Consider the following 26,232-nt stretch of genomic DNA (forward strand, 5'->3'; position numbering starts at 1 on the left):
GTGGGGAGTTGTCGGGTGAGTCTGCGGAGCAGCCCGCTCCGGTCGTGCGCCCCGCAGTGTGGGAGACGTACGGACCGGCCGATCTCAGCGCCGTGCCGGTCTTCGCCGGCGGCTTCATCAACTTCGGCTTCTGGCAGGCCGTCGATCTCGAAGGGCCGCTGTCGCAGGGCGACCGGATCCGGAGCGAGCAGGACCTCTACCGGCACGTACTCGACGCGGCCGCCCCCGAGGCCCGTCGGGCCGTGGAGATCGGCTGTGGCCTCGGCCTCGGGTGCGCCCTCGCCCTCGAGGAGTACGGGCCCTCGGTGATGACGGGCGTGGACATCCATCCCCAGCAGCTCCAGCGGGCCCGCGAGGCGAACTCCGCACACCTCGAAGCGCAGCCGCACCGGCTGCGCTTCGTACTCGGGGCGGCGGAGAGCCTGCCGCTCGGCGACGCGGAGTACGACTGCCTGTTCAGCGTCGAGGCGGCGCAGCACTTCCCGGACCTGCCCGCGTTCGCCCGGGAGGCGGCGCGCGTCCTGCGCCCCGGCGGGCGGGTGGCGGTCGCCAGCTTCTTCACGGTCGACGGCGCGCCCTCGCACGCGGAGCGGCTCGCGGGGCTCCTCGACTCGTTCGCCAGCGGCCTGGACATCGCCCGGCCCGTCTCCCGGCTCGCCGACGCCCTCGACGAGGCCGGTTTCACCGATGTCCGGGTCGCCTCGATCGGCCCGCAGGTCTGGCCCGGCTGGGACCGCTGGCTCGCCCGCCTCTGGAAGCCGGGCACCTGGCCCCGGAACTTCCTGGCCGCCTGGGAGCAGCAGATCCTGGACTACTACCTGGTGACGGCCACCCGCCCGTAGTTCTCGCACGGCCCGGGGCGGCGTGCGTCAGCTCTCCAGCAGCAGGTGCCGGACGGTGAGACGGGGTGGGCGGCGGCGTAAATCGCTCGTCGTCCCCGACGGGCGGCGCTGCACAGCGGCATGACGGAGGACCGGGCGTGGTACGTGAGCGTGGGCGGCGGCGCAGGCCCCTGTTGATCGGCGGCGCGGCGGTGGCGGCGGCCGGGCTGGCCGTCGGCCTGTCCTGGTTCGAGCCCTGGAAGCTGTGGGCGCAGGACACGGTCGACGAGGCCGTCCCCACCGTCTCGGCCGCCCCGAACGCCAACGCGTCGGCGAGCCCGCCGGCCGCACCCCGGACGGTGGCCCAGGGCACCCTGATCAGCCACGAGCACGCCACCACCGGCACCGTCGAACTCCTCCGCCTCGCCGACGGGTCGCACGTCCTCCGCGTGGAGGACCTGGACACGAGCAACGGCCCCGACCTGAGGGTCTGGCTGACCGACGCCCCGGTCGTCGAGGGCATTGCCGGCCGGCGCGTCTTCGACGACGGCAAGCACGTCAGCCTCGGCGCTCTCAAGGGGAACGAGGGCGACCAGAACCACGCCGTTCCGGCCGAGGCGAACCCGGCCGACTACACCAGCCTCGCCATCTGGTGCGACCGCTTCGACGTCTCCTTCGGCGCCGCCGCCCTCAAGCCGGTCTAGCCGGTGTTCGAGCCGGCGGCGAGGTGGTCGCGCTGGATCCGATGGGCCAGTGCGCGCCGCACCGAGGCCGACGCGGTGGTCGTGCCGGTGGCGGAGGCGGCGGCCTTCGGCGGGACGTCGAGGCCGCGGCTGATCCGGTCGTACGCCTTCTGGTAGCCGGCGGGCATCCCGTCCCGGTGCAGCACCAGGTCCTCTTCGACCAGGCGCCGCAACTCGTCGACGTTCCAGGGCGTGAAGCGCTTCCTTCCCCGGGCGACGGCGTCGACGTAACGGGAGCAGCGGGCGGTGTCGCCGAGGGTCTCGGAGATCTCCTCGGCGAGGCCCCACAGGCGTCCTTCGAGCCACGGTGCGTCGTGCTGGTCGAGCGAGAGCGTCATCGGCGCCGGCGGCTCGTCCGGCCGGTGCTTCGCCGCCTGCTTGGACACGGCGGGCTGGCTCATGTCGGCGAGCCGGGCGATCCGGTCCTGGGTCCAGCCCAGCCCGGCCAGCACCCGGATCATTTCCGTGCGCAGCTTCCGCATCTCCTCTCCGGCGCGGATGACCTCGTTCATGCCGGCGAACATCCGCTCGGCCTGTTCCTCGGTCAATGCCCCGCGGTCGCTGCGCGTGTCCTCTTCCCCTGTCATGACTCGGTTATATACCCCCGCACCGCCCTCGTCATAACCCGGTTGTACAACTAGGTTATGGCTGGCAGGATCCGGGGCATGCCCACCTTCTCCGCACCTGACGGAACCCGGCTCGCCTACCGCGTGACCGGGGACGGCGAGCCGCTCCTCTGCCTGCCCGGGGGTCCCTCGGACTCCCGCTACCTCGGCGACCTCGGCGGCCTGTCCGCGCACCGTCGGCTCATCGCCTTGGACCTTCGCGGCACCGGCCGCTCCGCGGTTCCCGAAGACACCGCCTCCTACCGCTGCGACCGCCTGGTCGGCGACGTCGAGGCCCTGCGCGAACACCTCGGGCTCTCCCGGATCGACCTGCTGGCCCACTCGGGCGGCGCGAACCTCGCGGCGCAGTACGCGGCCCGGTACCCGGAGAAGATCCGCAGGCTCGCCCTGATCGGCCCCGGCGTCCGGGCCGTCGGCATCGCCGTCACCGCGCAGACGCGACGCGAACTCGCGCTGCTCAGGAGGGACGAGCCGTGGTTCCCGACGGCCTTCGCCGCACTGGAGGCGATCGCCGAAGGCACCGGCACCGGAAGCGACTGGCAGGCCGTCGCGCCCTTCTTCTGCGGCCGGTGGGACGCCGTGGCGCAGCAGCACCATGCGGCCGGTCAGCCGACCAACGGCGAGGCCGCCGCCCTCTTCGCGGCCGAGGGCGCCTTCGACCCGGAGGCAACCCGTGCGGCGCTCGCCGCGCTCGAGGCGCCCGTACTGCTCGTCGCCGGGGAGTTCGACCTGAACAGCCCTCCCCGGACGGTGACCCGGTTCACTGACGTGTTCCCCGACGCCACACTCGTCGTACAGCCCGGAGCGGGCCACTACCCGTGGCTCGACGACGCCGACCGGTTCGTGGCGACCACCACGGCGTTCCTGGACCGACGAGGACCGGCCCGCCCTCACGACTCGATGGTCACCACCCGGGCCCAGTCGGGCGGCGAGTCCGGCACGTAGTCGGGATCCTCCTCGTCCCACTGGGCCGACCGCCCGCGGGGGAAGAGCCCCACCACCGTCCTGCACGGCGGCCGGGTGTCCGGCCAGGGGGTCTGGCCGTCGGTCAGGACCACGATCACGTCCGGCCGCGGCCCCGTCCGGAGCGCCTTGGCGAACCCCTCACGCAGGTTCGTACCCCCACCGCCCAGCAGCGGGATGCCCTCGCCGCGGCACAGCGGGTGCACGATCCGGGCCGCCGCGTCGCACGGCACCACGGTGACCAGGTCGCGCCGGCCGCCCACGGCGCGGGAGATCGCGGCGACCTCAAGGAGCGCACTGCCCAGTTCGGCGTCGCTGACCGACCCCGAGGTGTCGATGACCACCGTGACCCGGGGCGGCCGGCGCCGCAGGCTCGGCAGAACGGCCCCGGGCACCCCGGCCGAACGCCGGGAGGGACGGCCGTAGCTGTAGTCCTCGCCCGCGCCCGAGCCGGAGGTCGCCGACCGGATCGCCGCCCCCAGCAGGTCGCGCCACGGCTGCGGCGGATGGAACGCCTCGTCCGCCCACCGCTGCCACCCCTTCGGGGCGCTTCCCGGGCGGCCGTTGATGCCCTGGGCCACCCGGAACCGGACCGCGTCCCGTTCCTGTGGGCTGAGCCCGTGAGCGCCGTCCGGGCCCAGGTCCCACTCCCGCGCGAGGCCGTCGGCGCCACTGCCGCAGTCCAGCCAGGCCAGGCCCTGCGTATGCGCCGAGAGCCGGAACTGGCGCAGGTAGTCCTCCATCAGCTGACCGGCGGGCAGCCCCAGGGCCTCCGGCGTCACGGCGTCCTCGGGCCCGACCAGACCCTCTCCGAAGGCGTCGTCGTTGATCTCGCAGTCCGCGGCGATGTTCATCCGCAGCCGCTCGCCCGGGCCGGTCAGCCCGTGCGCCCGTGCGTACCGGTCACCGCGCCCGTGATGGTCGCGAAGGAGGTGCGACACCTCGTGCACCCAGACCCCGGCGAGCTCCTCCACCGGCGTCCGGTCCACGAAGGAGGGAGAGACGTAGCACCGCCAGTGCCGGTCGACGGCCATCGTCGGCACCCGCCGCGACTCCACGGTGTGCAGGGCGAACAGGGCCGTCGCCAGGTACGGCCGGGCCCGGGCGGCCTGCAGCCGGGCGGCGAAGAGCTTGTCGAAGTCGAGGGCGAGGCCGAGGTCCTGTGCCCCCTGTGCCCCCGGTGCCTCCCCTGTCCCCAGTACGTCCGGCCTCACCGGCCGGCCTGCACGGGGACCGCGGTCCGCGCCGCGGCCCGGTCCGCCGCCCGGTCCGCCCGCCCGGACAGGGTCACCACTCCGGCGAGCCGCTCGATCGATGCCGGAACGTCCCAGTCCTCCTGGCGCAGCGTGGCGAGCGTGGTCGCGGGGACGACCAGCAGATCCGGTGCTCCGGTCTCCAGCGCCCGGACCAGCAGCGCCCACGCGGCGTCCCAGCGGGACTTCTCCGGGCGCCTGCGGACGGCCGCCACCACCGCGTCGAGCACGGCCTGGCGCAGGTCTCCCCGCTCGGGCAGGACGGCACCCGCCGGGTCGGCGAGCAGATCCTCGGGGTCGGGGAGGTCCATCCGGTCCATGCCCGCCAGCAGTTCCAGCGCCGGACCGTCCCCCACGGTGCCCCGGACCAGCAAGGAGAGCACCTCCCTGGAGGAGCCTGCGGCGGTCGCGAAGGCGATCAGACCCAGTGTCATGTCCCAGCTGCGCGGGGACGGCCAGGGCCCGCCCCGCCGCGTCTCGCTGCTGGGCAGCCGGTGTACGAGCGTGGGGCGGGCGGAGAGGAACCCGCACACCGCACGGCGGGCGTGGTCCACGGCCGCCGGCAGCGCCTGCGCGTCGAGGCGCGGCAGGCTCGCCCGGGGCCACGTCCCGCCCAGTCCGCGCACCACGACCTCGTGGTCGTGGGTCCACTGGAGATGGACGAACCGGTTGGCCAGGGGCGGGCTCAGCTCCCAGCCGTCGGCAGCCGAGGACCGCGGGTTGGCGGCCGCCACGATCCGGACCCCGGGCGGCAGTTGCAGGGCGCCGATCCGCCGTTCGAGTACGAGGCGCAGCAGGGCGGCCTGGACGGCCGGCGGCGCGGTGGACAGCTCGTCCAGGAACAGCAGACCCCGGCCGGCCCGTACGATTCGGACGGCCCAGTCCGGCGGGGCCATCGGGACGCCCTGTTCCGCGGGGTCGTCGCCGAGGACGGGCAGCCCGGAGAAGTCGGACGGTTCGTGGACGCTGGCGATGACCGTGGTCAGCGGAAGGTCCAGCGACTCCGCGAGCTGGGTCAGGGCCGCCGTCTTCCCGGTCCCCGGCTCGCCCCACAGGAGTACGGGCAGGTCGGCGGCCACGGCCAGGGTCAGCGCCTCCAGTTGTGCGTCGGGGCGCGGTTCGGTGGTGGTGTCGCGGAGCAGCGACAGCAGCTCACCGGCGATGTCGAGCTGGGAGGCGCCGGCCGGGTCGGCGGTGGAACAGGCCTGGGAGGAGGGGGCGTTGGCGATGTCGGCAACAGCGGACGGAAGGGTTGCGGGCATGTTCGATCACCTTGTGGGTTCGTGAGGGCGGAACGGGTGCGGGGGAGGGAGGTCCCCCCGGTCAGCGCAGGGCTTGGCGCGGGTGCGAGCGGTACCGCCGGGGGCGGCGGGCCCCCCGGTCGATGCGGCCGGGTCCGGGTCCGGCCAGGCCGGCCCGGAACAGCCCGTAGGTGATCCGCCGGAGGGCGGCCGCCTCCAGGGCATCCCGCAGTGCGCCGGCGCGCAGCAGTGCGCCGGGGCCCAGCAGGCCCTCGACGACGGCCAGCGCACCGGCGGTGTCACCGTGGTCCAGGCGTTCGCGCACGCCGGTGAGGCAGTCCGGATGACGGTGCGCCGCGTCGACGGCCTGCAGGCAGGGGAGCGGAGTACCGGTCAGCGCGGCGAGCAGTTCCTCCCGGCGGATCTCGGCCGGGTCGTGGTCCAGCGGGGCCAGCACCCCGTCGACCAGACCGATCCGGTGCCGGGCGCCCCGGCAGTCGACGAGGCGCGGTTGCCCCGCCCGGTCGGGGCTCCGTGACGGACCGGCCGGCGCATGACCCGGTACGAGCGCGGCGGCGACCAGGGGGTGCAGCCGGTCGGCATCGAGCGCACCGGCGCGGAGCAGGTCCAGGTCGGGCAGCACCCGGACCGCCGCGTCGGGCAGGACCGGCAGCGCGGAGACGCTGCCGTCGGCGGGCGCGGCCCCGACCCGCAGGGCGAGGGGCCCGTCGTCCCGGTCCCGGCCCCCGTCCCCGTGCGCGACCAGGTCCAGGACCAGTCGCCGCCGGGCACCGAACCGTACGGTGACGGCCCCGGGGGGCCGCGCCTCGGCGCGGAGCAGGATCCGCGCCTCGTCGGTCCACCGGTCCACGGCACAGTGGTGCCCCGGTGGGAGCATCCCCCGTAGCTCCGGGTCCTGCGGGCACCCGTCGGCGGGCGGCCGGTCGGCCCCGGACCGGACCCTCAGCTCGTCGGTCCTGCGGGCGTCCCACAAGTGGCGGTGCAGGTCGAGGCGGAACCGCCGTTCGGGACGGGCGCGGGGGCGCGGATCACCGCAGGCGCCGGATCCGTCCCACAGCGCGAGGCTGATCCGCTGACCGGCGTCCGCCCAGGCCGGAGCGGTCCGGGCGACGAGGTGGACCGGACGTGCCCTCGACCGCGGCCCGTCCCGCTCCACGACCTCGTACCGGGCCAGAGAGAGGGGCAGATCCGGGCGCAGCAGCCCGTCCGGAGCGATGCGCGGCATGTGCCAGCGCAACAGGTCGGGCGCCAGATGGCGGAGATCGGCCCGGATCCGGGCCGTGAGGTCGTGGCCGTACGAGCGCGCCACGGAACGCAGATTGAGATCGACGTCGACACCTGCGGCGGCGCAGGCCCCCGACCAGTCCCCGACGGAACGGCGGGCGGTCGCGGTCTCGATCATGGACGGCGGCACGGCGTACTCGCGTACGCGCAGCCAGAAGGAGAGGCGGGAATCCCCGTACGCGGTCTGAGTGGGCATCAGCACTCACCTTGCGCGGACGGGACCCCCGATCTGTGAGCAGATTGAGTGGTCATCGCGGTGATCGTAACCCCGTCGGCAGAGACCGGCCAGCGGTTTTCGGTGCGCTTTCGGATCGGTGCGTCTTCGGAGCCGTCAGGGCCAGCGGTGGTGGTGTCGGTCGATGACGTAGTGGTGGTCGTGCCGCCAGCCGCCGCCGGACGGGCGGGCGTCGGCGAGGTGGGGGTGGCCGGAGGGCAGGTCAGGGTGGACGTGTTCCAGCCGGTACGGGTCACGGGCGGGCCAGATCACGGCCGCGGCCGTGGTGGAACCGAGGGCGACGGCCGTCAGGACCAGGGCGGTCGGCGGCAGGCCCGCCCCCGCGCCGAGCCACCCGGCCAGGGGGTAGGTGAGCAGCCAGCAGCCGTGGGAGAGCGAGAACCGGGCGGCGAAGGCGGCGGGCAGGTCCGCGTCGGCGGTGGAGCGGCGGATCAGGCGGCCCCCCGGGGTCAGGACGGCGGAGCAGGCGGCGCCGAGCCCGGCCCAGACCGCGAGGAGCGCGGGCCAGGACCAGGTGCCCGGGGTGGTCGAGGTGACGGCCGCCGCGGCGGCCAGGAGTGCCGGGAGGGCGAAGGCGGCGCGGAGCATCACCGTACGGTCGGTGGCGTGCTGCAGGAGCCGGGGCAGGGCCAGCGCGGCCAGCATGGATCCGGCGCCGTACGCGCCGAGCGCGAGCGCGACGGCGCCGGCCGGGCGGCCGAAGTGGCCGCGGACCAGGGCGACGGTGCCGACGAAGACGAGGGCGCCGGCGGCGGCGACGGCGAGGTCGAGGGCGAGCAGGGCGCGCAGTCGGGGAGTGGCCAGGAAGAGGCGGATGCCGAATGCGGCCCGGGTGCGGAGGCCGCCGGTCGGTTCGGCGGGGGCGGGCCGGGGCAGCACGGTGGCCACGACGAGCGCGGCGGAGGCGAGGAAGCCGAGGGCCGTGCCGGCGAACAGCCAGTCGTAGGAGACCAGCGTCAGCAGGGCCGTGGCCAGAACCGGACTGAAGAGGCTCTCCAGGTCATAGGCGAGCCGGGTCATCGACAGGGCCCGGGTGTAGTCGCGTTCGGCGGGAAGGATCTCGGGAACGGTGGCCTGGAACGTCGGCGTGAAGGCGGCCGACGCCGCCTGGAGCAGGAAGATCAGGACGTGGACCTGCCAGACCTCGGTGACGAACGGAAGGGCCGAGGCGACGCCGGCGCGGGTGAGGTCCATGGCCGCCATGAGGGTGCGGCGGGGGATCCGCCCGGCGAGCGCTCCGATCAGCGGGGCGATGCCGACGTAGGCGATCATCTTGATCGCGAGGGCGGTGCCGAGGACCGCCGAGGCGTAGGCGCCCGCGAGGTCGTAGGCGAGCAGGCTCAGTGCGACGGTGGCGAGACCGGTTCCGACCAGCGCGACGACCTGGGCGGTGAAGAGGCGGCGGTAGGTGCCGTTGCGCAGTACGGACAGCACGGGCGGCCCCGTCCCGGTCGGCGGATCGATGACTCCGCATCAGCGTAGCCAACATGTGCGCACCTGTGCACGTATGGAGCCGGGGGACGTGCGGAGTCCGGCCGGTCGCCGTCTCAGTCGTGCGGCGGCAGGGAACCGAGCTGGTGGTCGGCGGCGTTCAGGGCCTCGTCCACCAGTCGCCGCAGATGCCCGTGGCGGACGGCGTAGACGACCCGGCGGCCGTCCTTGCGGGTGGTGACCAGCCCGGCGAGACGGAGCTTGGCGAGGTGCTGGCTGACCGAGGGCCGGGCCGCCCCGCACGCCTCGGTGAGGGTGGTGACATCGGCCTCGCCGCGGGCGAGCCGTTCCATCAGCGCCAGGCGGGTGCGGTCCGCGAGCAGGGCCAGAACGGACGCGGCGACCTCCAGCCGGTCAGCGCGCTCCTGCGAAACCTGTGCACCTGCCAGATCCGTGCCTGCGCTCATGCGCACATCGTAGGGCGGCCACGGTGCAATGCCACGGGCCCCGCCGCCCCCGGCCGGGGGTGACGGGGCCCGTGGTGCGGGCAGGGCGGGCGGGATCAGCCGAGGGCGGGCGCCGACTGCTGAGCCGTGGCCTCCGTGCCGTCCGCGCGCGAGGCCAGGAGCCGCTGGGCCAGGACGCCGAAGACGATGGCGAACACCGCCCACAGCACCAACTGGACGGCCAGCGAGGCGACCCGGAACTCCCAGAGCAGCGCGGCGGGGAAACCGGGCTGGACCGCGTCGCTGTTGTCCGGCAGGAACACGAACGCCAGGGCGGCGGCGACGACGAAGCCGCCGCTCGCGGCCAGCGTCGCGTTCCAGTTGCCCAGACGCGGTGCCAGCCGTCGCCCGAGGATGATCGCGCCGACGCCGAGCAGCACGCTCAGCAGGATCATCAGGAAGAACAGCGTGGTGCGCTGTCCGATGGTGTCCGGATTGCCCACCGCCGGCGGGGTGGCCGGGTACTTGAGGAACGGCACCAGGTAGACGGTGGCGAAGGCACCGGCGGCGGTGAGCGCCGCCGTGGCCCGCGGGCTGAACCCGCCGACCCGGCCGAGGGCGAACGAGAACGCGAGCGAGGCGATGCCGCCCAGCGCGACCCCGTAGACCAGGACGCCGGTGGCCAGGCCGAAGGTGGACTGCACCGGCCGGCTGACCAGTTCCTCCTCCTCTTCGGCGGCTTCCGCCGGTGCGGCGTCGCCGCCGCCGTGCCCGGCGTGAGCGCTCGGGGCGCCCGCCGCGTCCTGGGCGGCCTGGGCCTCCTCCACGGCGATGGAGCCCCGTACCGGGGGCTCACCCACCACGTAGGCGACGGCGAAGGCGAACAGCCCGGCTATCAGGCCCGCGAGCATGCCGCGGACCAACAGACCTCTGACAGTGGAGGCGTACATGTGCGCGGCCTCTCAGTGGCAGGGGAAGCCGAGCAGATGACGCCCGTCGTGGACCCACTCGTGCACGCCCTCGCCGGCGAACACGGCCGTGGCGCCCTGCTCGGCACCGACGAAGTACAGGGCGACGAGCATCAGGAGACCGACGAAGAGCGCCCAGGGCAGGACCGCGCGCACGGGCAGCGGAGCCGACAGGGAGCCGGCGGGGGTGGATACGGCAGCGGAAGCGACAGCCTCGGCCATGATGGAACCTCCTCGGGGAACAACGCGTCCCATACGGTGGTGCAGGACGACGGTCCTCGGGTCTGACTCGCCACGGCGCCCCCGGAGGGGATGTCACCGCAGCACACAGTGGCGCGACCATGCCGGATTCACACCGGGCTTCCGTCTCGCCGTCGTCGCTAATATGCAAATGTCGCCGTGACGCTACCGTGCGGCGGGCCTGCGGCCAAGTGCGTGAGTTCCTGATCACACGCAGATGCGGGGAAGATTCCGCCCCGGGCCCGGGCCGGGGGCCGGGGGTGTCCAAGGAGTGGTACGGAAAACACTGCTAGAATCCCGGTGTTGGCCTTCGGCGTGCGTGCCCCGTGCACGTGTCCGGAGGCTTTTTTCATGCCTTCTTCCCTTCCTTCCTCTCCTCCCTCCCCTTCCTCCGATCCGTCTTCCGCGCCTTCCCGGCCCTCCACCGGCTACCGCGACCTGCTCCGCAACCGGGAGTTCACCGGCCTCTACGCCGGCTTCGCCCTGACCGTCGCCGCGAGCACCCTGTCGGGCTTCGCCCTCGGCACCCTCGTCGACCAGCAGACCCGTTCCCCCTTCCTGACGGCCGTGAGCATGTACGGCGCCACGTTCGCGACGGTGCTCGGCGCGCTGACGCTGATGTCGGTCGCGGACGGGAACCGGCCGCGCCGGACCATCGTCGCGCTCCAGTTCGCCTCGCTGGCCGGTGTCTGCGCCCAGGCCGTTCCGGGGCTGCCGCTGGCCGCGCGGTTCGGGCTGCTGCTGGTGCTGGGCTTCTTCCAGTCCCTGGGGACCGGCACCCGGCTGGGGCTGCTCGCCGAGATCGTGCCGAACTCCGCCTACGCACCCGCGCGTTCGCTCATGAACATCACCTCGGGCGGTACGGCGATCCTCGGCTACGCAGCCGGCGCCGTACTGCTGTCGTACCTGAGCCCGCACGGGGTCTTCCTCGTCGCCGCCGCCCTGACCGCCCTCGGACTCGCCGTGGTGGCGGCCACCGTCCGGGAACGCTCGATCCGGCTTACCCGGCGCCCCGGACTGCGCCGGACCTGGACGACGAACGCCGAGTTGTTCTCCCACCCCGGCCGGCGGGCGCTGCTGCTGAACCTGTGGGTCCCCAACGGTCTGATCGTCGGCTGCGAGGCCCTGTTCATCTCCTACGAACCCGGCCGCGCCGGCACCCTCCTGGCCGCAGGATCGGCCGGCATGCTCCTCGGGGACCTGGCCGTCGGCCGGCTGCTGAGCGCCGACCGGCGCCGCCGCCACGCCTTCGCCCTGCGGCTGCTGCTCGCCGTCCCCTTCCTGCTGTTCGCGTTCCACCCGCCCCTCCCGGTCGTGGTGGCCGCGGTGTTCCTCGCCAGTGCCGGGTTCGCGGCGACCCTGCCCCTCCAGGAGCAGCTCCTGGACCTGACCCCCGACCGGGTCCGCGGCCAGGTCCAGGGAGTCGAGTCGGCGGGCCGGATGACCTGGCAGGGGCTCGGCGCCGCGCTCGCCGGCGGCCTGGCCCAGTGCCTCGCCCCCGGCGCCGCGATCGCCCTCGTCGCCGCCGTCTCCGTCGCCGTCACCGTCCTGTCCCGGCCGTACGTCGTCCGCGCGGGTGGCAGTTGAGCGGGCCCGTGCCTTCTTCGGCGGACTCTTCGGCTGGGCCTTCGAGCCGGGCCCGGCCGGCGGCGGGGCGCGATCCGGACGCCATACGACCCCGGCGGACTGCACGGCAACGACCCCGGCGCCAGGCCGTACCCCTTCTTCGCGGTCGACGACACCGAACCGGGGAGCGGCGAGGAGTCGGTCGCCCGGTTCGGCCGCTTCCGGCTCTGCCACGTCGACCAGGGCACCCCCTTCGGCCTGCACCGGCCCCCGGCGGGCCGATGAGGTGAGCGGCCACCAAGACCTGTATTCGTGCATATGTTCGGTTCATGGGGTTAGGCTGGGGTCATGCACGCAGTCCAGGGCCTTCAGGGCTCCCTCTTCGACCAGGGTGACGAGATCCGGCTCGGCCCCCTGGACGGCATGTGGCGCACCGAGCTCGGCGCCGGGGCCTGGGTCGACCACCTGCCCGGCTGGCTGAGCGGCGCCGACGCGCTCTTCGAGCGGCTGGCCGCCGACGTGCCCTGGCGCGCCGAGCGGCGGCAGATGTACGAGCGCGAGGTGGAGGTGCCCAGGCTGCTCGCCTTCTACGGGGAGGACGGGGTCCTGCCGCACCCCTCGCTCACCGAATCCCGCGAGGCGCTGACCCGCCACTACGCCACCGAGCTCGGCGAACCCTTCACCACCGCGGGCCTGTGCCTCTACCGCGACGGCCGGGACAGCGTCGCCTGGCACGGAGACCGGACCGGCCGCTCCTCGACCGAGGACACCATGGTCGCCATCGTCTCCGTCGGCGACCCGCGCGATCTCGCCCTCCGTCCCCGCGACGGCGGAGCCACCCTGCTGCGACTGCCCCTGGGCCACGGCGACCTCGTCGTCATGGGCGGCTCCTGCCAGCGCACCATGGAGCACGCCGTGCCGAAGTCGGTACGGGCGGTCGGGCCCCGCATCAGCGTGCAGTTCCGGACCCGGGGCGTCCGCTGACCGCCGGCTCCGGGCGCCGCCCTCGGAGTTGCGGCCCCACCCGGGCCCGTCCACGCTGATGGGCGTGGATCTGGGCGCGTTCTCCGTGAGTCTGTCCGTACGGGACATCGAGGCCTCCAGGAAGCTCGGCTTCACCGCCTTCGGCGGGGACCCCGCGCAGAACTGGCTGATCCTCAAGAACGGCGACCACATGATCGGGCTCTTCCAGGGCATGTTCGAGAAGAACATGCTGACCTTCAACCCGGGTTGGGGCGCGAACGCGCAGCCGCTCGATTCGTTCACCGACGTCCGCGGGCTGCAGCGGGAGCTGAAGGCGGGCGGCGTGGAGTTCCTGACGGAGGCCGACGAGTCCGGCTCCGGTCCGGGCGGCTTCCTCGTCCTCGACCCGGACGGCAACCCGGGCCTCTTCGACCAGCAGCGCTGAGCCCGTACGGCGCCGACCCGTACCGCCACGGCCTCACGCGACGGCGTCCGGCTCCTTCGCCGTGCGGACGGCCCCGGCCGCCGCGTGCAGCGAGCGCAGCGCCAGCATCAGCACGCCGATGTCGTCCAGGTACACCGGGTCCGGAATCAGGTCCACCGGCGAGACGGTGTAGATCACGGCGACCCAGAACAGGGCCTTGTCGCGCAGCGGGATCCCCGCGTCGAGCAGCAGCCGCCGCGCCTTGAAGACCCGTACGAGCAGCACGGCCGCGGCGATCGCGAGCCCCACCGCGACGACCGTGACCAAGCTGAGCCAGACCGTTCCGTCCATGCCGCCCCTATACCCCGAAACCGGCACTCACTACCCGGCCGGCGGCCGGATCCGCTCAGGCGCCCTGTTCGCGCAGCCTGCGGCCGACCTCGCCCAGCCCGTCGGCGAGCGCGTCGAGCTGCCCGGGGGTCAGGACGTCGACGAGGATCTCCCGGACCGTCGCCACGTGCCCCGGTGCGGCCTCTTCCAGCTTGGCGCCGCCGGCGTCGGTGAGGACGGCGAAGACGCCGCGGACGTCGGAAGGGCAGCTGCGGCGGCGGACCAGGCCGGCCTTCTCCATCTGGGTGACCTGGTAGGTCAGCCCGCTCTTGGAGTTGATCAGGCCGTTGGCGAGCTCGGTCATCCGCAGCTCGCGCCCGGGCGCCGCGGCGAGCCGTACGAGGATCTCGTACTGGGGGTGCGAGAGCCCGGCCTCGTCCTTGAGCTGTTGGTCGAGACGGCGGTTCACCAGGGCCGATGCGGCCAGGAAGCCGCTCCAGGCCCGCATCTCGCGGTCGTCCAGCCATCTCGGTTCAGACATGGCCCCACCCTACACGGGTTGTTCCAATTTGAATCAATGGTTAGGGTCGACGATTAGCGGTTCGAATTTGAACAACTCCTGCCACCTCCACCGGGCCGCCCGACCGGAAGGACCCCCCCCATGACCAGCCCCTCCGTCACCACGACGAAGCCGCAGGCCGCCGCACCGGCCGTACGCCCCGAGCCCGCCGCCCTCTCCACCCCGGGCCACGACACCGGCCTGCTCCTCCTGCGCCTCGTCCTCGGCCTCACCATGGCGGCCCACGGCGCCCAGAAGCTCTTCGGCTGGTTCGGGGGCGGCGGCATCAGCGGCACCGGCCGGTTCTTCACCGCCAGCGGCTACCCCGCGGGTGACGCCATGGCCGTCCTCGCCGGGCTGACCGAGACCCTGGGCGGCCTCGGCCTCGCCCTCGGACTGCTCACCCCGCTCGCCGGCGCCGCGATCGTCGGAACCCTCATCAACGCGATCGCCGTCCACGGCGCCGGCGCCTTCTTCGCCCCCAAGGGCATCGAGTACGAGCTGCTGCTGACCGCGGGCGCCGCGGCCCTCGCCCTCACCGGCCCCGGCCGGTACGCGGCCGACCGCTTCCTGCCCGTGCTGCGCGGCCACCGCCTGGCGCACGGCGCCCTCGCCGTCGCCCTCGGCGTGGTCCTCGCCGCCGCGCTGCTCCTCGTACGCGACTAGAACGCTCCCCAGAGCCTGACGTAGCGCGCACGGGGGTGTCCGGGGTCCGAGCTGATTGGCCCCGGGCATTCGCGGGAAGAGCGCACAAATGACACAACCCATCGAAGACTACGCACTCATCGGCGACCTGATGACGAGCGGACTGGTCGGCCGTGACGGGTCCATCGACTGGCTGTGCCTGCCCCGCTTCGACTCGGCCGCCTGCTTCGCCAGGCTCCTCGGCGACGAGGAGAACGGCCACTGGCGCATCGCCCCCGTCGACGCCCCCGACGGAGAGCCGTGCACCCGCCGCGCCTACGTGGACGGCTCGCTCGTCCTGGAGTCGTACTGGGTGACCGACACCGGCACCGCCAAGGTCATCGACTTCATGCCGCAGCGCGACCGGGCCCCCGACGTGGTCCGCATCGTCGAGGGCATCACCGGCACCGTGCGGATGCACAGCACCCTGCGCCTGCGCTTCGACTACGGTCACGTCGTCCCCTGGGTGCGCCGCGTGGAGGAGGACCGGGTCGCCGTCGCCGGGCCCGACTCCGCGTGGTTCCGCAGCGTCCCCCCGGTCCGCACCTGGGGCGAGGCCAACAGCACCCGCTCCCAGTTCCCGGTCACCCCCGGCCGGCGCGTCGCCTTCGTCCTGACCTGGCATCCCTCGCACGAGCCGCGCCCCGAGCCCTGCGACCCCTTCGAGGCACTGGAGCAGGGCCTCGCGGACTGGCGCGAGTGGAGCTCGCAGTGCCGCTACGAGGGCCCCTACGAAGAGGCCGTGACCCGCTCCCTGATCACCCTCAAGGCCCTCACCTACGCCCCGACCGGCGGCATCGTCGCCGCCTCCACCACCTCCCTCCCCGAGGAGCTCGGCGGCGTCCGCAACTGGGACTACCGCTACTGCTGGCTCCGGGACTCCACCCTCACCCTCGGCTCGCTCCTGTCCACCGGCTTCCTCGACGAGGCCCGCGCCTGGCGGGAATGGCTGCTGCGCGCCGTCGCGGGCGACCCCGCCGACCTCCAGATCATGTACGGCATCGCCGGCGAGCGACGGATCCCCGAGAGCGAGCTGCCGTGGCTGCGCGGCTACGCCTCCTCCGCCCCGGTCCGGGTCGGCAACGCCGCCGTCGACCAGCTCCAGCTCGACGTGTACGGCGAGGTCATCGACTCCCTGCACCTGGCCCGGTCCTCCGGGCTCCCCTCCGAGCGGCACGCCTGGCGGATCCAGCTCGCCCTCCTCGACTTCCTGGAGCGCAACTGGCGCCGGCCCGACGAGGGCCTGTGGGAGGTGCGCGGACCGCGCCGGCACTTCGTGCACTCCAAGGTGATGGCGTGGGTCGCCGCCGACCGGGCCGTGCGCGCCCTGGAGAACGACTCCTCGATGCCCGGCGACGTGGAGCGCTGGCGGACCATGCGCGACGAGGTGCACCGCGACGTGTGCGAGCGCGGCTACGACCACGAACGGGGCACCTTCACCCAGTACTACGGCTCCAGCGAGCTCGACGCGTCCACCCTGCTCATCCCGCGGGTCGGCTTCCTGCCGCCCGACGACCCGCGCGTCGTCGGGACGGTCGACGCGGTCCGGGAGGAGCTCGGCCGCAGCGGACTCGTCCGCCGCTACACCACCGAAGGCCCCACCGTCGACGGACTGCCCGGCGACGAAGGAGCCTTCCTGGCCTGCTCGTTCTGGCTGGCCGACGCCCTGTACCTGACGGGCCGGGAGAAGGAGGCGCGCGATCTCTTCGAGCGGCTGCTGGCCGTGCGCAACGACGTGGGACTGCTCGCGGAGGAGTACGACCCCCTCGCCGGACGCCAACTCGGCAACTTCCCCCAGGCGTTCAGCCACGTCGGCCTGGTGAACACCGCACTGATCCTGGCGGGCGGCACGGACCGTCCACGGAAGCCGGCTGACAGGCCCTGGACGGCCTAGTACTGCAACCGCATGTGTGGGTCGTGGCCTCGGCGTTGGTAATGGCAGCGGCGGGCTCGGGCCTGGCTGCGGCGCCGGAAGCGTGACCAGTGCAGACGGTGCTCGTTGCTGTGGCAGCGGGGCGTGACGACGACGTGCCCGATCATCCGGCGGATCTCCGGGACGCTGAGGGGTATGAGGTCTTGCTCGTCATCTCCGCTGCCCCTTTTGCGGCTTCTGCGGCACGGATGGCCGTGAGGTAGGCCAGGACGGCCATGGCCAGGGTGATGTGCCGGTACCAGGCCCGGTAGAGCCGCACCTGGTAGTGATCGAGCCCGCATTCACCCTTCGCGGTCTGGAAGCATTCCTCCACCGCCCACCTGGCTCCGGCGGTCCTGACCAGGTCTTTCAGCCGGGAAGTGACGGGGCCATAGCAGACGTAGTAGGCGATGTCGGTGGGGTCGGACAGATTGCGGCGGGCGAGCACCCAGTGCCCGGATCCGCCCTCCCAGGCGGGCCGGATCGCGACGCGGGCCCAGTGGTAGATCCGCTGGCCGTGGGCGCCTGCTCCGGCGGAGATCCGCTTCCATGCCTGCTTCGGCAGGGCCGCGATCAGCTCGTCGACGCGGGCGTCCCGGCCGTCGGCGGTGATCACGGTGTCGTTGACCTTGGTGGCCAGCACATACGCGGCCTGGCGTTCTTCCAGCCAGGCGCGGAAGTGCTTGACCTGCCCGTATGCCTCGTCCGCGGTCACCCAGGCGAAGGGAACAGCCGCGTCGATGGCGCGTTGCAGCATCCACTTGAGGTGCTCGATCTTCGTGGCGAACGGCACGGTGTCGTCGATCCCGGCTGCCCGGCAGCGGTCGCGGTCGTCCGTCCAGGACTTCGGGACGTAGAGTTCCCGGTCGATCAGCGCCCGCCCTTTGGCGGATGCGTAGGCGAGGAAGGTGCCGATCTGGCAGTTCTCGGTGCGGCCAGCGGTGCCGGAATACTGCCGCTGGACCCCTGCTGACCTGGTGCCCTTCTTCAGGAACCCGGTGTCGTCCCCGATGAGCACGCCATCCTTGGCGCCGATGGTCTCCACGACGAAGTCCCGGACATCGTCGCGGACCGCGTTCTCGTCCCATTCGGAGTGGTTGAGCAGGCGTTGCACACCGTCCGGGCGGAGCTGGCCGACCTGCTCGGCCAGCGTCCACCCGTTCTTCTTCTCTAGCGGCGCAAGCAGGCCCGTCATGTAGTCCAGAGCCCGATCACGTGGCTCCGACCTGCCAAAACGATGCCCGAACCGGGCATGCAACCCCGCTACACCCTCGGACCACGACTCGATCTGCTCAACCGTCAGCGATTCATCACACAGTCACAACAACGAGCAACCTCACCGACCGTCACGCCACATGCGGTTGCAGTACTAGGCGTCCTCGCCCCTGCGGGATGCCAGCAGCAGGGCGATGTCGTCCGGCCGGTCGACGGTGTCGCCCGCCTGGCCGATCAGCCGGTCGGCGGCCTCGGTCAGCGGGGACGGCCGGGCCGCGGCCAGGGCCACTCGTACCCGCTCGACCCCGACGTCGATGTCGATGCCCGCCGTCTCCACGAGTCCGTCCGTGTAGAGGGCGAGCACGGCGCCCGTCTCCAGCCGCAGTTCCGTGACCGGGTACGAGGCCTCCGGGTCGATGCCGAGCACCACCCCGCCCGCCAGGTCCAGCACCTCGGTCCGCCCGTCGGGGTGGCGCAGCAGCGGCTGGGGGTGGCCGGCCCGGACGGCCCGGACGGCACCCGACGCCGGGTCGAGCAACACGTAGCAGCAGCTGGCGAACTGGCCCGGATCCAGGTCGATGAGCAGCTGGTTGGTGCCCCTCATCACCTGCTCCGGCGTGGAGCCGCTGAGCGCGAAGGCCCGTACCGCGCTGCGGAGTTGACCCATGGTCGCCGCGGCCGCCACGCCGTGGCCCTGGACGTCCCCGATGACCAGGGCCAGCAGGCCGCGACCCGTCTCGATCACGTCGTACCAGTCGCCGCCGACGTCCATGCCCACGGTGCCCGCGAGGTAGCGGCCGACCGTGTCCACGTTCTCGCGCACCGGCAGCCGGTGCGGCAGCAGGGCCGCCTGGAGCCCGCGCGCGAGGGCCGCCTCGCTGTCGTAGCGCCGGGCCCGCGCCAGGGCCTGCGCGATCAGGCCGGCGAGCGCGGTGAGGACCGTACGCTCCTCCGCAGTGAAGCCGCGGGGCGAGTCGAAGCCCAGGATGCACGAGCCGACCGGCCGGCCGGAGGCGATCAGCGGCAGGAAGGCGCGGGCGCCGACGTCGGCGTCCAGGGGAATGCCCGGATAGGCGGCGGCGAGGTGCTCCATCGACTCGAAGAACATCGGCCGGCCCGTGGTCAGCGTCTCCACGCCCGGCAGCCGCACATCGAGGGAGACCCCGTCGAACCGGTTGAGGAAGCCCTTGGGGAATCCGGTCTCCCAGGCGAGGTACAGGTGCCGCTCGTCGAGCAGGTAGATCGCCAGCTGGCGGCCGCCGAAGGCCGGCAGCAGCTCCTCGGTGACCACCGCCGACACCTGCCGGGCCGTGACCGCCTCCGACAGCGCGATGGCGAGGGCCACCGGCCGGTACAGCGCGGAGGCCTGGTCGACGGGCGAAACGGGGCCCGCATCCGGCCGGCCCACCGACGCGGGTGCGTAGGTGGGCTTCTCGGTGCTGCCGATCGTCAGGGTCACGCCGTCGGGGGCGGGGTGCAGGTCCACCGACAGCCACTCCCCGGGCGGGTGGCGGCCGCGACGGGCCGGGAAGCGGGCCGGCTCGCCGGACATGAAGACGGCCCGGAAATGGTCGTCGTAGGCGTGGTGCCCCAGCCACGGCAGCGCCTCCCACAGCACCTTCCCGTACAGCTGCGGGCCGGCGAGGCCGAGCAGCTCCTCGGCCGCCCTGTTGACGAAACCGATCCTGCCCTGCCGGTCCAGGGAGAGCACCGCCAGCGCGAGCCGGTCCAGGGCCGCACGGGCACCCGCTGACCCGGTGTCGGGCGGCGGCGTCGGCACACCCACCGGGTCGCCCTCCCACTCCACCGGCGTCCCGGCCGCCGCGAGCGCGGCGAGGTCCTGGGCCAGCCGGTCCGCGGCCTCCCGCAGCCGCTCCCGGTCGACGGCCCCCACCGGGACGCCGGGGGTCGCCGGGCGCAGCACCAGCAGCACGCCGAACCGCTGCGCCCCGGCGGTCACCGGCTCGTACAGTGAGGCGAAGGGGAACGGCAGGCTGGCGACGAGCTGCGGGAAGCGGCCCACGGCCGACTCCGCGTCGGGCAGGTGCACGGCCTGCCCGGTGCGGTAGGCCTCGGCGGGCGGGTACGGGCGGTTCACCTGGATCCGCCACCACGGGCGGAACAGCGGCAGAGGCAGTCCCATGAACACCGCCAGCAGCAGGAGCCCGGCGGTGGGCGAGCGCATGTAGACCCCGCCCGCGTACCCACCCACGGCCTTCACGGCGCTCACGGTGGCCCGGGCGAGCGCCCGAGTCATGGCATCAGGGGCCGGGACGCCGCCGCTGTCCGCTCTCGCGATCACACAGTCAGGATGCGCCCTCGGCGGCGGCCACTGCATCCCGGCCGCGCCCGCGCCGCCCCCCGGCCCGGTACCCGGCCACCACCGCGGCCGACGCGCACAACAGCGCCACGGCCACCGTGCGCAGCGCGGCCCCCATCGCGTCGGTGAAGGCGGCGACCTGGGCCGGATCCTGCGGGTTCCCGTGGAAGCGCGAGGCCAGCACGGTGCCGACCACCGCCATCAGCAGGTTGACGGCGGCGACATGGCCTGGCACCCGCGCCACGACGCCGACCCGGCTCACGCCTGGCTGCGCACCTGCGCGCGAGCTGATCCCCGCCGGCCAGGAGCGGCGCTAGGCCGACCGCCTCCCTCGTCCGGGGGACGTACGGGTGTACGGACCGCCCCCCGGGCGCGCCGCGGGGCACGATACGCACGCGTCCCACCCCCGGCAGGCCCCCGGAAGGCAGAGCATGCGGTTCCAGTACGACACCATCGGCGAGCGTTACGCGGAGTCCAAGACCACGGCGGCCTTCTCGGCGGCCGACACCTACACGCTGCACGGAGCCCTCGACGCGCTCGGCGGGGTGCGCGGGCTCGATGCCCTCGACCTTGCCTGCGGATACGGCTACAACACCCGGCTGCTGGCCCGCGGCGGGGCCCGCCGGACCGTCGGCGTGGACGTCTCGGAGGAGATGATCCGGCTGGCCCGCGAGCACGAGGCCACGAAGGACCGGCCGGACGTCGAATACCACGTCGCCGACGCCGCCGGCCTTCCCCACCTCGGCCCCTTCGACCTCGCCACCGCCGCGTACGTCTTCAGCTACGCGCCCGACCGCAGGTCCCTGCACGCGATGTTCCGGTCCGTCCGCGCCAACCTGCGCGCCGGCGGGCGGCTGCTGGCCATCGTGCCCAACGCGGGGGCTTTCCCGCGCGTGGACTGGTCGCCGTACGGGGTCCGCATCCTCGACCGGATCCCGGACGGCGACGCACCGCTGCTGAAGGCGCACTTCCTGACCGAGCCGCCGGTGCCCTTCGAGTTCCGCGAGTGGGCCCACTCCGACCTCGCCGAGGCGGCCGTCGAAGCGGGCTTCGCCACCGTCGGCTGGCAGCCGAACCGGACCCCGCCCGCCGACGCCGTACGCGACGAGGCGTACTGGACGGCGTACCGGGCCTGGCCGATCAGCTCGCTGATGACCTGCACGGCGTAGCGCACTTTGTTCCCCGGTCCCGGGTGGGCAGGTCACAGCTCCGCCGTCGCCCTGATCAGCTCGACGATCCGGTCGCGCGCCGCCCGCCCCTCCGGCACCGGCAGCAGCGGGTACGCGTGCGGCAGCCCCGCCGCCTCGTGGAACTCCACCTCGACCCCGTCCGCGCGGGCCCGGCGCAGCAGCTCCCTGCTGTCCGTGATCAGCACGTCCCGGGTCCCGGTGAACACCGTCAGCGGCGCCAGCCCCGCGAAGCTCCCGTGCAGCGGGCTCACCCGGGGATCGTCCGGGGCCAGCGTCCCCGCGTACAGCCGGCCCGCCTCCCGCAGCCCCGGACGGCCCAGCATCGGATCGGCGGCCTCGATGGCCGCCTGGTCGGGATGGCTCATGGTCACGTCGAGCCAGGGCGAGATCAGCACGATCCTGGAGGGCTGCGCGCCGGTCCGGTCGCGCAGCCGCTGCGCGGCCGCCAGCGCCAGCCCCGCCCCCGCCGAGTCCCCGATGAGCACCGTCCCGCCGCCACCGCCGCCCGCGATCAGGCCGCTCAGCAGATCGGCGGCGACCGGGACGTTCCGGTCCGCGGTACCGCGCGGAGCGAGGATGTACGCGGGTACGACGACCCGCGCCCGCGCCCGCGTGACCAGGGTCCGGATCAGCGCCCAGTGCGGGCGGACCAGTTCGTTGATGTACCCGCCGCCGTGCACGTACAGCACCTGCGCCGCGGGCTCCCTCCCGAGCGGGGAGACGTCGTACACGGGCCAGGCTCCGACGAAGGTCCGCGAGATGTCCGCGACCCGGCCCAGCGAACGCGGCGGCAGATGGGAGGCGGGCCGGCGGGCGGACTGCGCCACCCGGGTCCGTACCGCCTCGGCGCTCGCGAACCGTCTTCGCCGTCCCGCCGCGATCAGCGCCGCCGACAGCGCCCTGCTGCGCAGACTCGGCACGCCCCTCACCTCCCCTTTTCCCCGCGCCGGCAGCGGCACGGGACCCTGCCCCGTCACCTGAGGAGCATAGGCGTGAAGCTGCGCTGTCGACCCGCTTAAGAAAGTCTCGATGGACTGATCACCGCGCCGATCGGCAGATTGGTGCCCGTCACCGACGCCGTCCGGGCCCGCACGCCCGCGGCGCCCCCTTCCGCATGCCTGGAGCCACCCCATGAAGGCACTCGTCAAGCACAAGGCCGAGCCCGGACTGTGGCTCATGGACGTCCCCGAGCCCGAGTACGGCCCCGGCGATGTGCTGATCAAGGTGCTGCGCACCGGCATCTGCGGAACCGACCTCCACATCCGGGCCTGGGACGGCTGGGCCCAGGGCGCGGTCAAGACCCCGCTCGTCCTCGGCCACGAGTTCGTCGGCGAGGTCGCGGCGCTCGGCGCGGACGTCCGCGACATCGAGATCGGCGCTCTGGTCAGCGGCGAGGGCCACCTGGTGTGCGGCAGGTGCCGCAACTGCCTGGCCGGCCGCCGCCACCTGTGCCGCAGCACGATCGGGCTCGGCGTCGGCCGGGACGGCGCCTTCGCCGAGTACGTGGTGCTGCCCGCGCAGAACGTCTGGGTGCACCGCACCACCGTGAACCTGGACGTCGCCGCGATCTTCGACCCCTTCGGCAACGCCGTGCACACGGCCCTGTCCTTCCCGCTGGTCGGCGAGGACGTGCTGATCACCGGCGCCGGCCCGATCGGGATCATGGCGGCGGCCGTGGCCAAGCACGCCGGCGCCCGCAACGTCGTCATCACCGACGTCAGCCCCGAGCGGCTGGAGATCGCCCGCAAGGCGGGCGCCACCCTCGCGGTGAACGTCGCCGAGTCCTCGATCGCCGAGGCGCAGACGCGGCTCGGCCTGCGCGAGGGCTTCGACGTCGGCCTGGAGATGTCCGGCCGCGCCGAGGCGATGCGCGACATGATCGACAACATGACGCACGGCGGCAAGATCGCCATGCTGGGACTGCCCGCGCAGGAGTTCCCGGTGGACTGGGCGAAGGTCGTCACTTCGATGATCACCATCAAGGGCATCTACGGCCGCGAGATGTTCGAGACCTGGTACGCGATGACCGTGCTGCTGGAGGGCGGGCTCGACCTCAGCCCCGTGATCACCGGCCGCTACTCGCACCGCGACTTCGAGGCCGCCTTCGACGAGGCGTCGACCGCCCGCAGCGGCAAGATCATCCTGGACTGGACGGCGTAACCGCCGGACCGGACCCGCTGAACCATCTCCCTCCGGCCGGGTCCCGCAATCCGTCCCCCCTCCGCGGGGCCCGGCCCCCCTCCCCCCTCGTCCCCTCGTCGCCCTCCGCCGCACAAGGAGAACCGCACATGTTCGAGACCGTCCGCGAGGACCTCCGCACCACCCTCGACGAGATCCGCGCCGCCGGCCTGCACAAGCCCGAGCGCGTCATCGGCACCCCGCAGAACGCCGCGGTCGCCGTCACCGCGGGCGGCGCCCCCGGCGAGGTGCTCAACTTCTGCGCCAACAACTACCTGGGACTGGCCGACCACCCCGAGGTCGTCGCCGCCGCGAAGGAAGCACTGGACCGCTGGGGCTACGGCATGGCCTCCGTCCGCTTCATCTGCGGCACCCAGGAGGTGCACAAGGAGCTGGAGGCGCGGCTGTCGGCCTTCCTCGGCCAGGAGGACACGATCCTCTACTCCTCCTGCTTCGACGCCAACGGCGGAGTCTTCGAGACCCTCCTCGGCGCCGAGGACGCGGTCATCTCCGACGCCCTCAACCACGCCTCGATCATCGACGGCATCCGGCTGAGCAAGGCCAAGCGCTTCCGCTACGCCAACCGCGACATGGCCGAGCTCGAAGCCCGCCTGAAGGAAGCCACCGAGGGCGGCGCCCGCCGCAAGCTGATCGTCACCGACGGCGTCTTCTCCATGGACGGCTACGTCGCCCCGCTCGCCGAGATCTGCGACCTGGCGGAGCGCTACGACGCCATGGTCATGGTCGACGACTCGCACGCCGTCGGCTTCGTCGGCCCCGGCGGCCGCGGCACCCCGGAACTGCACGGGGTCATGGACCGCGTCGACATCATCACCGGCACCCTCGGCAAGGCCCTCGGCGGCGCCTCCGGCGGTTACGTCGCTGCGCGCGCGGAGATCGTGGAGCTGCTGCGCCAGCGCTCGCGCCCGTACCTCTTCTCCAACTCCCTCGCCCCGGTCATCGCCGCGGCCTCCCTCAAGGTCCTCGACCTGCTGGAGTCGGCCGGCGACCTGCGCGAGCAGCTGGCCGCCAACACCGCGCTCTTCCGCACGAAGATGACCGAGGCGGGCTTCGAGATCCTCCCCGGCGACCACGCCATCGCCCCCGTGATGATCGGCGACGCGGCGGAGGCGGCCCGGATGGCGGAGCTGCTCCTGGAGCGCGGGGTCTACGTGATCGGCTTCTCCTACCCGGTGGTGCCGATGGGCGCGGCGCGCATCCGCGTGCAGCTCTCGGCGGCCCACTCGACGGCCGACGTGGAGCGTGCGGTGGCCGCCTTCACCGACGCCCGTGCGGCGCTGGCGGCCGAGAAGGCCTGACCGGGTGGCGTGACCGGGTGGCTTGAGTGGCCTGAGGGGTCGGAGCGGTCCGAGTGGCAAGGGCGGTGGGGGCGGCAAGAGCGGCCTCAGCGGCCGGAGGGGCCCGCGTGGCCTGCGACAATGGAGGGGTGATCGACCCCCGCCGGCTGCGCATCCTGCGGGCCGTGGCGGACCACCGTACGGTGACCGCCGCGGCCGCAGCCCTGTACCTCACCCCCTCGGCCGTCTCCCAGCAGCTCGCGGCGCTGGAACAGGAGACGGGCCACGCGCTGCTCACCCGCAGCGGCCGGGGCGTGCGGCTCACCGCGGCCGGTGAGATCCTGCTCGGCCACGCCCACGAGGTGCTGGCGCAGTTGGAGCGGGCGGAGGCCGAACTCGCCGCTTACGCCGGCGGCTCGGCGGGCGAGGTCACCGTGGCCGCCTTCGCGACGGGGATCGCGGAGGTCCTGGCCCCGGCGATCGCCCGGCTCGCACTGGAGCAGCCGGGCATCCGGCTGCGGGTCCGGGACGCGGAGGGCGACCAGAGCCTGCCGCTGCTCCTGGACGGCGAGGCGGACGTGGCCCTCGCGGTCGAGTACCGGGGCGGTCCCGGGGCGGACGACGCCCGGCTGTCGGTCCTCCCGCTGTACGCGGAGCCCTTCGACGCGGTGCTGCCCTCCGGGCACCCGCTGGCCGACGCGCCCGCGGTGTCGCTGGCCGACCTGTCCGACTCGGACTGGGTGGGCCAGTATCCCGGCAACCCGTGCCACGACGTGACGCTCCTCGCCTGCGAACTGGCGGGCTTCCAGCCCCGGTTCGTCCACTCCTCCGACGACTTCCGGGCCGTGACGGCGCTGGTGGGCGCCGGGGCCGGGGTGGCCCTCGTACCGCGCTCGGCGCTGCGGGGCATGGACCTCAAGGAGGTCCAGGTCCGACCGGTGACGGGCCCGGCCGCCACCCGCCGGGTCTTCGCCGCCACCCGCCGGGGCGGCGAGACCCATCCGCTGATCGCCCCCGTGCTGGCCGCCCTGGTCCGGGAGTCCGAGCGGCTGCCGGCGCACTGAGCGCGGTACGCCGGATGCAGGCGGGTCAGGCGAGCGTGAAGACGGCCCCGGGCGCCGCGCGGTCGACGGGCCCGGCGGCAGTGCGCCGAGGCGCGGGCCACCGCTTCGTCCGGGCCGTGGCCGGGGCGCCCATGCGTGACGACCAGCCGGCCGGCGCGTGCGGCGGCCGCCGTCGTACCGGCCTCCTCGGGTGTGTGGTGGGTGAACCACAGGCTGTCGTCCGGTCCGGCGACGATGTCCTGGGGCTGGGGCGCGAG

The 26,232-nt window shown here is 73.6% G+C and carries 26 protein-coding genes and 1 pseudogene; 13 read left to right on the plus strand and 14 right to left on the minus strand.

Going from position 1 to position 26,232, the window contains the following annotated elements:
- The first annotated feature begins 8 nt into the window (after positions 1-8).
- Both OG332_RS39825 and OG332_RS39830 read left to right on the plus strand, forming a co-directional pair.
- Entirely contained in the window at positions 9-842 is an 834-nt protein-coding gene (locus tag OG332_RS39825; protein ID WP_327418016.1) for a class I SAM-dependent methyltransferase, read from the plus strand.
- Positions 843-979: 137 nt separating this feature from the next.
- On the plus strand, positions 980-1,525 hold the full coding sequence (locus OG332_RS39830) for a DM13 domain-containing protein (RefSeq protein ID WP_327418017.1): 546 nt from the start codon (positions 980-982) through the stop codon (positions 1,523-1,525).
- On the opposite strand, the gene OG332_RS39835 is transcribed toward OG332_RS39830, so the two are convergent.
- Positions 1,522-2,151 carry a sigma-70 family RNA polymerase sigma factor gene (locus tag OG332_RS39835; protein ID WP_327418018.1) on the minus strand — a complete coding sequence of 210 codons (630 nt, stop codon included), beginning with the start codon at positions 2,149-2,151 and terminating at the stop codon, positions 1,522-1,524. The two genes, OG332_RS39830 and OG332_RS39835, sit on opposite strands and share 4 nt — an antisense overlap.
- A gap of 78 nt (positions 2,152-2,229) precedes the next feature.
- On the opposite strand from OG332_RS39835, the gene OG332_RS39840 reads away from it, so the two are divergent.
- Positions 2,230-3,135, plus strand: a complete 906-nt coding sequence (locus OG332_RS39840) for an alpha/beta fold hydrolase (RefSeq protein WP_327418019.1) — start codon at positions 2,230-2,232, stop codon at positions 3,133-3,135.
- Here the strand turns inward: OG332_RS39840 and OG332_RS39845 are convergent.
- The 7 genes from OG332_RS39845 to OG332_RS39875 form a co-directional block, all read right to left on the minus strand.
- Positions 3,081-4,352: a vWA domain-containing protein gene (locus OG332_RS39845; protein ID WP_327419516.1), complete on the minus strand. Its 1,272-nt coding sequence runs from the start codon at positions 4,350-4,352 to the stop codon at positions 3,081-3,083. The genes OG332_RS39840 and OG332_RS39845 overlap by 55 nt on opposite strands.
- An 11-nt stretch (positions 4,353-4,363) precedes the next feature.
- Entirely contained in the window at positions 4,364-5,668 is a 1,305-nt protein-coding gene (locus OG332_RS39850) for an AAA family ATPase (RefSeq protein WP_327418020.1), read from the minus strand.
- Positions 5,669-5,729: 61 nt separating this feature from the next.
- The gene (locus OG332_RS39855; protein WP_327418021.1) at positions 5,730-7,148 is read right to left on the minus strand and encodes a hypothetical protein; all 1,419 of its coding nucleotides are present in this window, start codon (positions 7,146-7,148) and stop codon (positions 5,730-5,732) included.
- 135 nt (positions 7,149-7,283) lie between these two features.
- The gene (locus tag OG332_RS39860; RefSeq protein ID WP_327418022.1) at positions 7,284-8,621 is read right to left on the minus strand and encodes an MFS transporter; all 1,338 of its coding nucleotides are present in this window, start codon (positions 8,619-8,621) and stop codon (positions 7,284-7,286) included.
- Positions 8,622-8,734: 113 nt separating this feature from the next.
- Positions 8,735-9,085 (minus strand): ArsR/SmtB family transcription factor, encoded by a 351-nt coding sequence (locus OG332_RS39865; protein ID WP_327418023.1) that lies wholly within the window; start codon positions 9,083-9,085, stop codon positions 8,735-8,737.
- A 95-nt stretch (positions 9,086-9,180) separates the two neighbouring features.
- Positions 9,181-10,014: a CbtA family protein gene (locus OG332_RS39870; protein WP_327418024.1), complete on the minus strand. Its 834-nt coding sequence runs from the start codon at positions 10,012-10,014 to the stop codon at positions 9,181-9,183.
- 12 nt (positions 10,015-10,026) lie between these two features.
- Complete coding sequence (locus tag OG332_RS39875; RefSeq protein WP_030708804.1) at positions 10,027-10,254, minus strand: CbtB domain-containing protein; 228 nt, start codon at positions 10,252-10,254, stop codon at positions 10,027-10,029.
- 369 nt (positions 10,255-10,623) lie between these two features.
- Here OG332_RS39875 and OG332_RS39880 point away from each other — a divergent pair, with 369 nt between their 5' ends.
- The 4 genes and pseudogenes from OG332_RS39880 (at position 10,624) to OG332_RS39890 (ending at position 13,246) form a co-directional block, all read left to right on the plus strand.
- Positions 10,624-11,859, plus strand: a complete 1,236-nt coding sequence (locus tag OG332_RS39880; RefSeq protein ID WP_327418025.1) for an MFS transporter — start codon at positions 10,624-10,626, stop codon at positions 11,857-11,859.
- A pseudogene (locus OG332_RS47995) lies at positions 11,849-12,123 on the plus strand (VOC family protein). The gene OG332_RS39880 and the pseudogene OG332_RS47995 overlap by 11 nt, the downstream one beginning before the upstream one ends.
- Before the next feature lie 63 nt (positions 12,124-12,186).
- Positions 12,187-12,822, plus strand: a complete 636-nt coding sequence (locus OG332_RS39885; protein ID WP_327418026.1) for an alpha-ketoglutarate-dependent dioxygenase AlkB — start codon at positions 12,187-12,189, stop codon at positions 12,820-12,822.
- 64 nt (positions 12,823-12,886) lie between these two features.
- The gene (locus tag OG332_RS39890; RefSeq protein ID WP_327418027.1) at positions 12,887-13,246 is read left to right on the plus strand and encodes a VOC family protein; all 360 of its coding nucleotides are present in this window, start codon (positions 12,887-12,889) and stop codon (positions 13,244-13,246) included.
- Between the two features lie 33 nt (positions 13,247-13,279).
- Here the strand turns inward: OG332_RS39890 and OG332_RS39895 are convergent, their stop codons facing one another.
- Positions 13,280-13,576, minus strand: a complete 297-nt coding sequence (locus OG332_RS39895; RefSeq protein WP_327418028.1) for a YkvA family protein — start codon at positions 13,574-13,576, stop codon at positions 13,280-13,282.
- A gap of 55 nt (positions 13,577-13,631) precedes the next feature.
- Positions 13,632-14,096 (minus strand): MarR family winged helix-turn-helix transcriptional regulator, encoded by a 465-nt coding sequence (locus OG332_RS39900; RefSeq protein WP_327418029.1) that lies wholly within the window; start codon positions 14,094-14,096, stop codon positions 13,632-13,634.
- A gap of 120 nt (positions 14,097-14,216) precedes the next feature.
- Between OG332_RS39900 and OG332_RS39905 the strand changes: the two genes are divergently transcribed.
- Both OG332_RS39905 and OG332_RS39910 read left to right on the plus strand, forming a co-directional pair.
- Positions 14,217-14,780: a DoxX family membrane protein gene (locus OG332_RS39905; protein WP_327418030.1), complete on the plus strand. Its 564-nt coding sequence runs from the start codon at positions 14,217-14,219 to the stop codon at positions 14,778-14,780.
- A gap of 88 nt (positions 14,781-14,868) precedes the next feature.
- The gene (locus tag OG332_RS39910; protein WP_327418031.1) at positions 14,869-16,692 is read left to right on the plus strand and encodes a glycoside hydrolase family 15 protein; all 1,824 of its coding nucleotides are present in this window, start codon (positions 14,869-14,871) and stop codon (positions 16,690-16,692) included.
- Between the two features lie 142 nt (positions 16,693-16,834).
- Here OG332_RS39910 and OG332_RS39915 read toward each other — a convergent pair whose 3' ends face one another.
- The 3 genes from OG332_RS39915 to OG332_RS39925 form a co-directional block, all read right to left on the minus strand.
- On the minus strand, positions 16,835-17,998 hold the full coding sequence (locus OG332_RS39915; RefSeq protein WP_327419097.1) for an IS701 family transposase: 1,164 nt from the start codon (positions 17,996-17,998) through the stop codon (positions 16,835-16,837).
- Positions 17,999-18,079: 81 nt separating this feature from the next.
- The gene (locus OG332_RS39920; protein ID WP_327419517.1) at positions 18,080-20,182 is read right to left on the minus strand and encodes a SpoIIE family protein phosphatase; all 2,103 of its coding nucleotides are present in this window, start codon (positions 20,180-20,182) and stop codon (positions 18,080-18,082) included.
- A gap of 49 nt (positions 20,183-20,231) precedes the next feature.
- Positions 20,232-20,507 (minus strand): hypothetical protein, encoded by a 276-nt coding sequence (locus OG332_RS39925; protein WP_327418032.1) that lies wholly within the window; start codon positions 20,505-20,507, stop codon positions 20,232-20,234.
- A gap of 169 nt (positions 20,508-20,676) precedes the next feature.
- Between OG332_RS39925 and OG332_RS39930 the strand changes: the two genes are divergently transcribed.
- The gene (locus tag OG332_RS39930; protein WP_327418033.1) at positions 20,677-21,414 is read left to right on the plus strand and encodes a class I SAM-dependent methyltransferase; all 738 of its coding nucleotides are present in this window, start codon (positions 20,677-20,679) and stop codon (positions 21,412-21,414) included.
- A gap of 32 nt (positions 21,415-21,446) precedes the next feature.
- Here OG332_RS39930 and OG332_RS39935 read toward each other — a convergent pair whose 3' ends face one another.
- Positions 21,447-22,355, minus strand: a complete 909-nt coding sequence (locus OG332_RS39935; protein WP_327418034.1) for an alpha/beta hydrolase — start codon at positions 22,353-22,355, stop codon at positions 21,447-21,449.
- 211 nt (positions 22,356-22,566) lie between these two features.
- Between OG332_RS39935 and tdh the strand changes: the two genes are divergently transcribed.
- The 3 genes from tdh to OG332_RS39950 all read left to right on the plus strand — a co-directional run bounded on the left by tdh (position 22,567) and on the right by OG332_RS39950 (position 25,975).
- Positions 22,567-23,595 carry an L-threonine 3-dehydrogenase gene (tdh, locus tag OG332_RS39940; RefSeq protein WP_319721267.1) on the plus strand — a complete coding sequence of 343 codons (1,029 nt, stop codon included), beginning with the start codon at positions 22,567-22,569 and terminating at the stop codon, positions 23,593-23,595.
- A gap of 128 nt (positions 23,596-23,723) precedes the next feature.
- On the plus strand, positions 23,724-24,932 hold the full coding sequence (locus tag OG332_RS39945) for a glycine C-acetyltransferase (protein ID WP_327418035.1): 1,209 nt from the start codon (positions 23,724-23,726) through the stop codon (positions 24,930-24,932).
- Between the two features lie 128 nt (positions 24,933-25,060).
- Entirely contained in the window at positions 25,061-25,975 is a 915-nt protein-coding gene (locus OG332_RS39950) for a LysR family transcriptional regulator (RefSeq protein WP_327418036.1), read from the plus strand.
- The last annotated feature ends 257 nt before the right edge of the window (positions 25,976-26,232 follow it).

Origin of the sequence: Streptomyces sp. NBC_01233 (assembly GCF_035989305.1) — a bacterium.
Taxonomy (GTDB): Bacteria; Actinomycetota; Actinomycetes; order Streptomycetales; family Streptomycetaceae; genus Streptomyces.

Excerpts from the sequence above, each read along its gene's own strand:
- OG332_RS39835 (WP_327418018.1), bottom strand. The coding sequence starts at position 2,151 with ATGACAGGGGAAGAGGACACGCGCAGCGACCGCGGGGCATTGACCGAG.
- OG332_RS39840 (WP_327418019.1), top strand. The coding sequence starts at position 2,230 with ATGCCCACCTTCTCCGCACCTGACGGAACCCGGCTCGCCTACCGCGTG.
- OG332_RS39850 (WP_327418020.1), bottom strand. The coding sequence starts at position 5,668 with ATGCCCGCAACCCTTCCGTCCGCTGTTGCCGACATCGCCAACGCCCCC.
- OG332_RS39855 (WP_327418021.1), bottom strand. The coding sequence starts at position 7,148 with ATGCCCACTCAGACCGCGTACGGGGATTCCCGCCTCTCCTTCTGGCTG.
- OG332_RS39865 (WP_327418023.1), bottom strand. The coding sequence starts at position 9,085 with ATGAGCGCAGGCACGGATCTGGCAGGTGCACAGGTTTCGCAGGAGCGC.
- OG332_RS39870 (WP_327418024.1), bottom strand. The coding sequence starts at position 10,014 with ATGTACGCCTCCACTGTCAGAGGTCTGTTGGTCCGCGGCATGCTCGCG.
- OG332_RS39875 (WP_030708804.1), bottom strand. The coding sequence starts at position 10,254 with ATGGCCGAGGCTGTCGCTTCCGCTGCCGTATCCACCCCCGCCGGCTCC.
- OG332_RS39880 (WP_327418025.1), top strand. The coding sequence starts at position 10,624 with ATGCCTTCTTCCCTTCCTTCCTCTCCTCCCTCCCCTTCCTCCGATCCG.
- OG332_RS39885 (WP_327418026.1), top strand. The coding sequence starts at position 12,187 with ATGCACGCAGTCCAGGGCCTTCAGGGCTCCCTCTTCGACCAGGGTGAC.
- OG332_RS39895 (WP_327418028.1), bottom strand. The coding sequence starts at position 13,576 with ATGGACGGAACGGTCTGGCTCAGCTTGGTCACGGTCGTCGCGGTGGGG.
- OG332_RS39900 (WP_327418029.1), bottom strand. The coding sequence starts at position 14,096 with ATGTCTGAACCGAGATGGCTGGACGACCGCGAGATGCGGGCCTGGAGC.
- OG332_RS39905 (WP_327418030.1), top strand. The coding sequence starts at position 14,217 with ATGACCAGCCCCTCCGTCACCACGACGAAGCCGCAGGCCGCCGCACCG.
- OG332_RS39910 (WP_327418031.1), top strand. The coding sequence starts at position 14,869 with ATGACACAACCCATCGAAGACTACGCACTCATCGGCGACCTGATGACG.
- OG332_RS39920 (WP_327419517.1), bottom strand. The coding sequence starts at position 20,182 with ATGACTCGGGCGCTCGCCCGGGCCACCGTGAGCGCCGTGAAGGCCGTG.
- OG332_RS39930 (WP_327418033.1), top strand. The coding sequence starts at position 20,677 with ATGCGGTTCCAGTACGACACCATCGGCGAGCGTTACGCGGAGTCCAAG.
- tdh (WP_319721267.1), top strand. The coding sequence starts at position 22,567 with ATGAAGGCACTCGTCAAGCACAAGGCCGAGCCCGGACTGTGGCTCATG.
- OG332_RS39945 (WP_327418035.1), top strand. The coding sequence starts at position 23,724 with ATGTTCGAGACCGTCCGCGAGGACCTCCGCACCACCCTCGACGAGATC.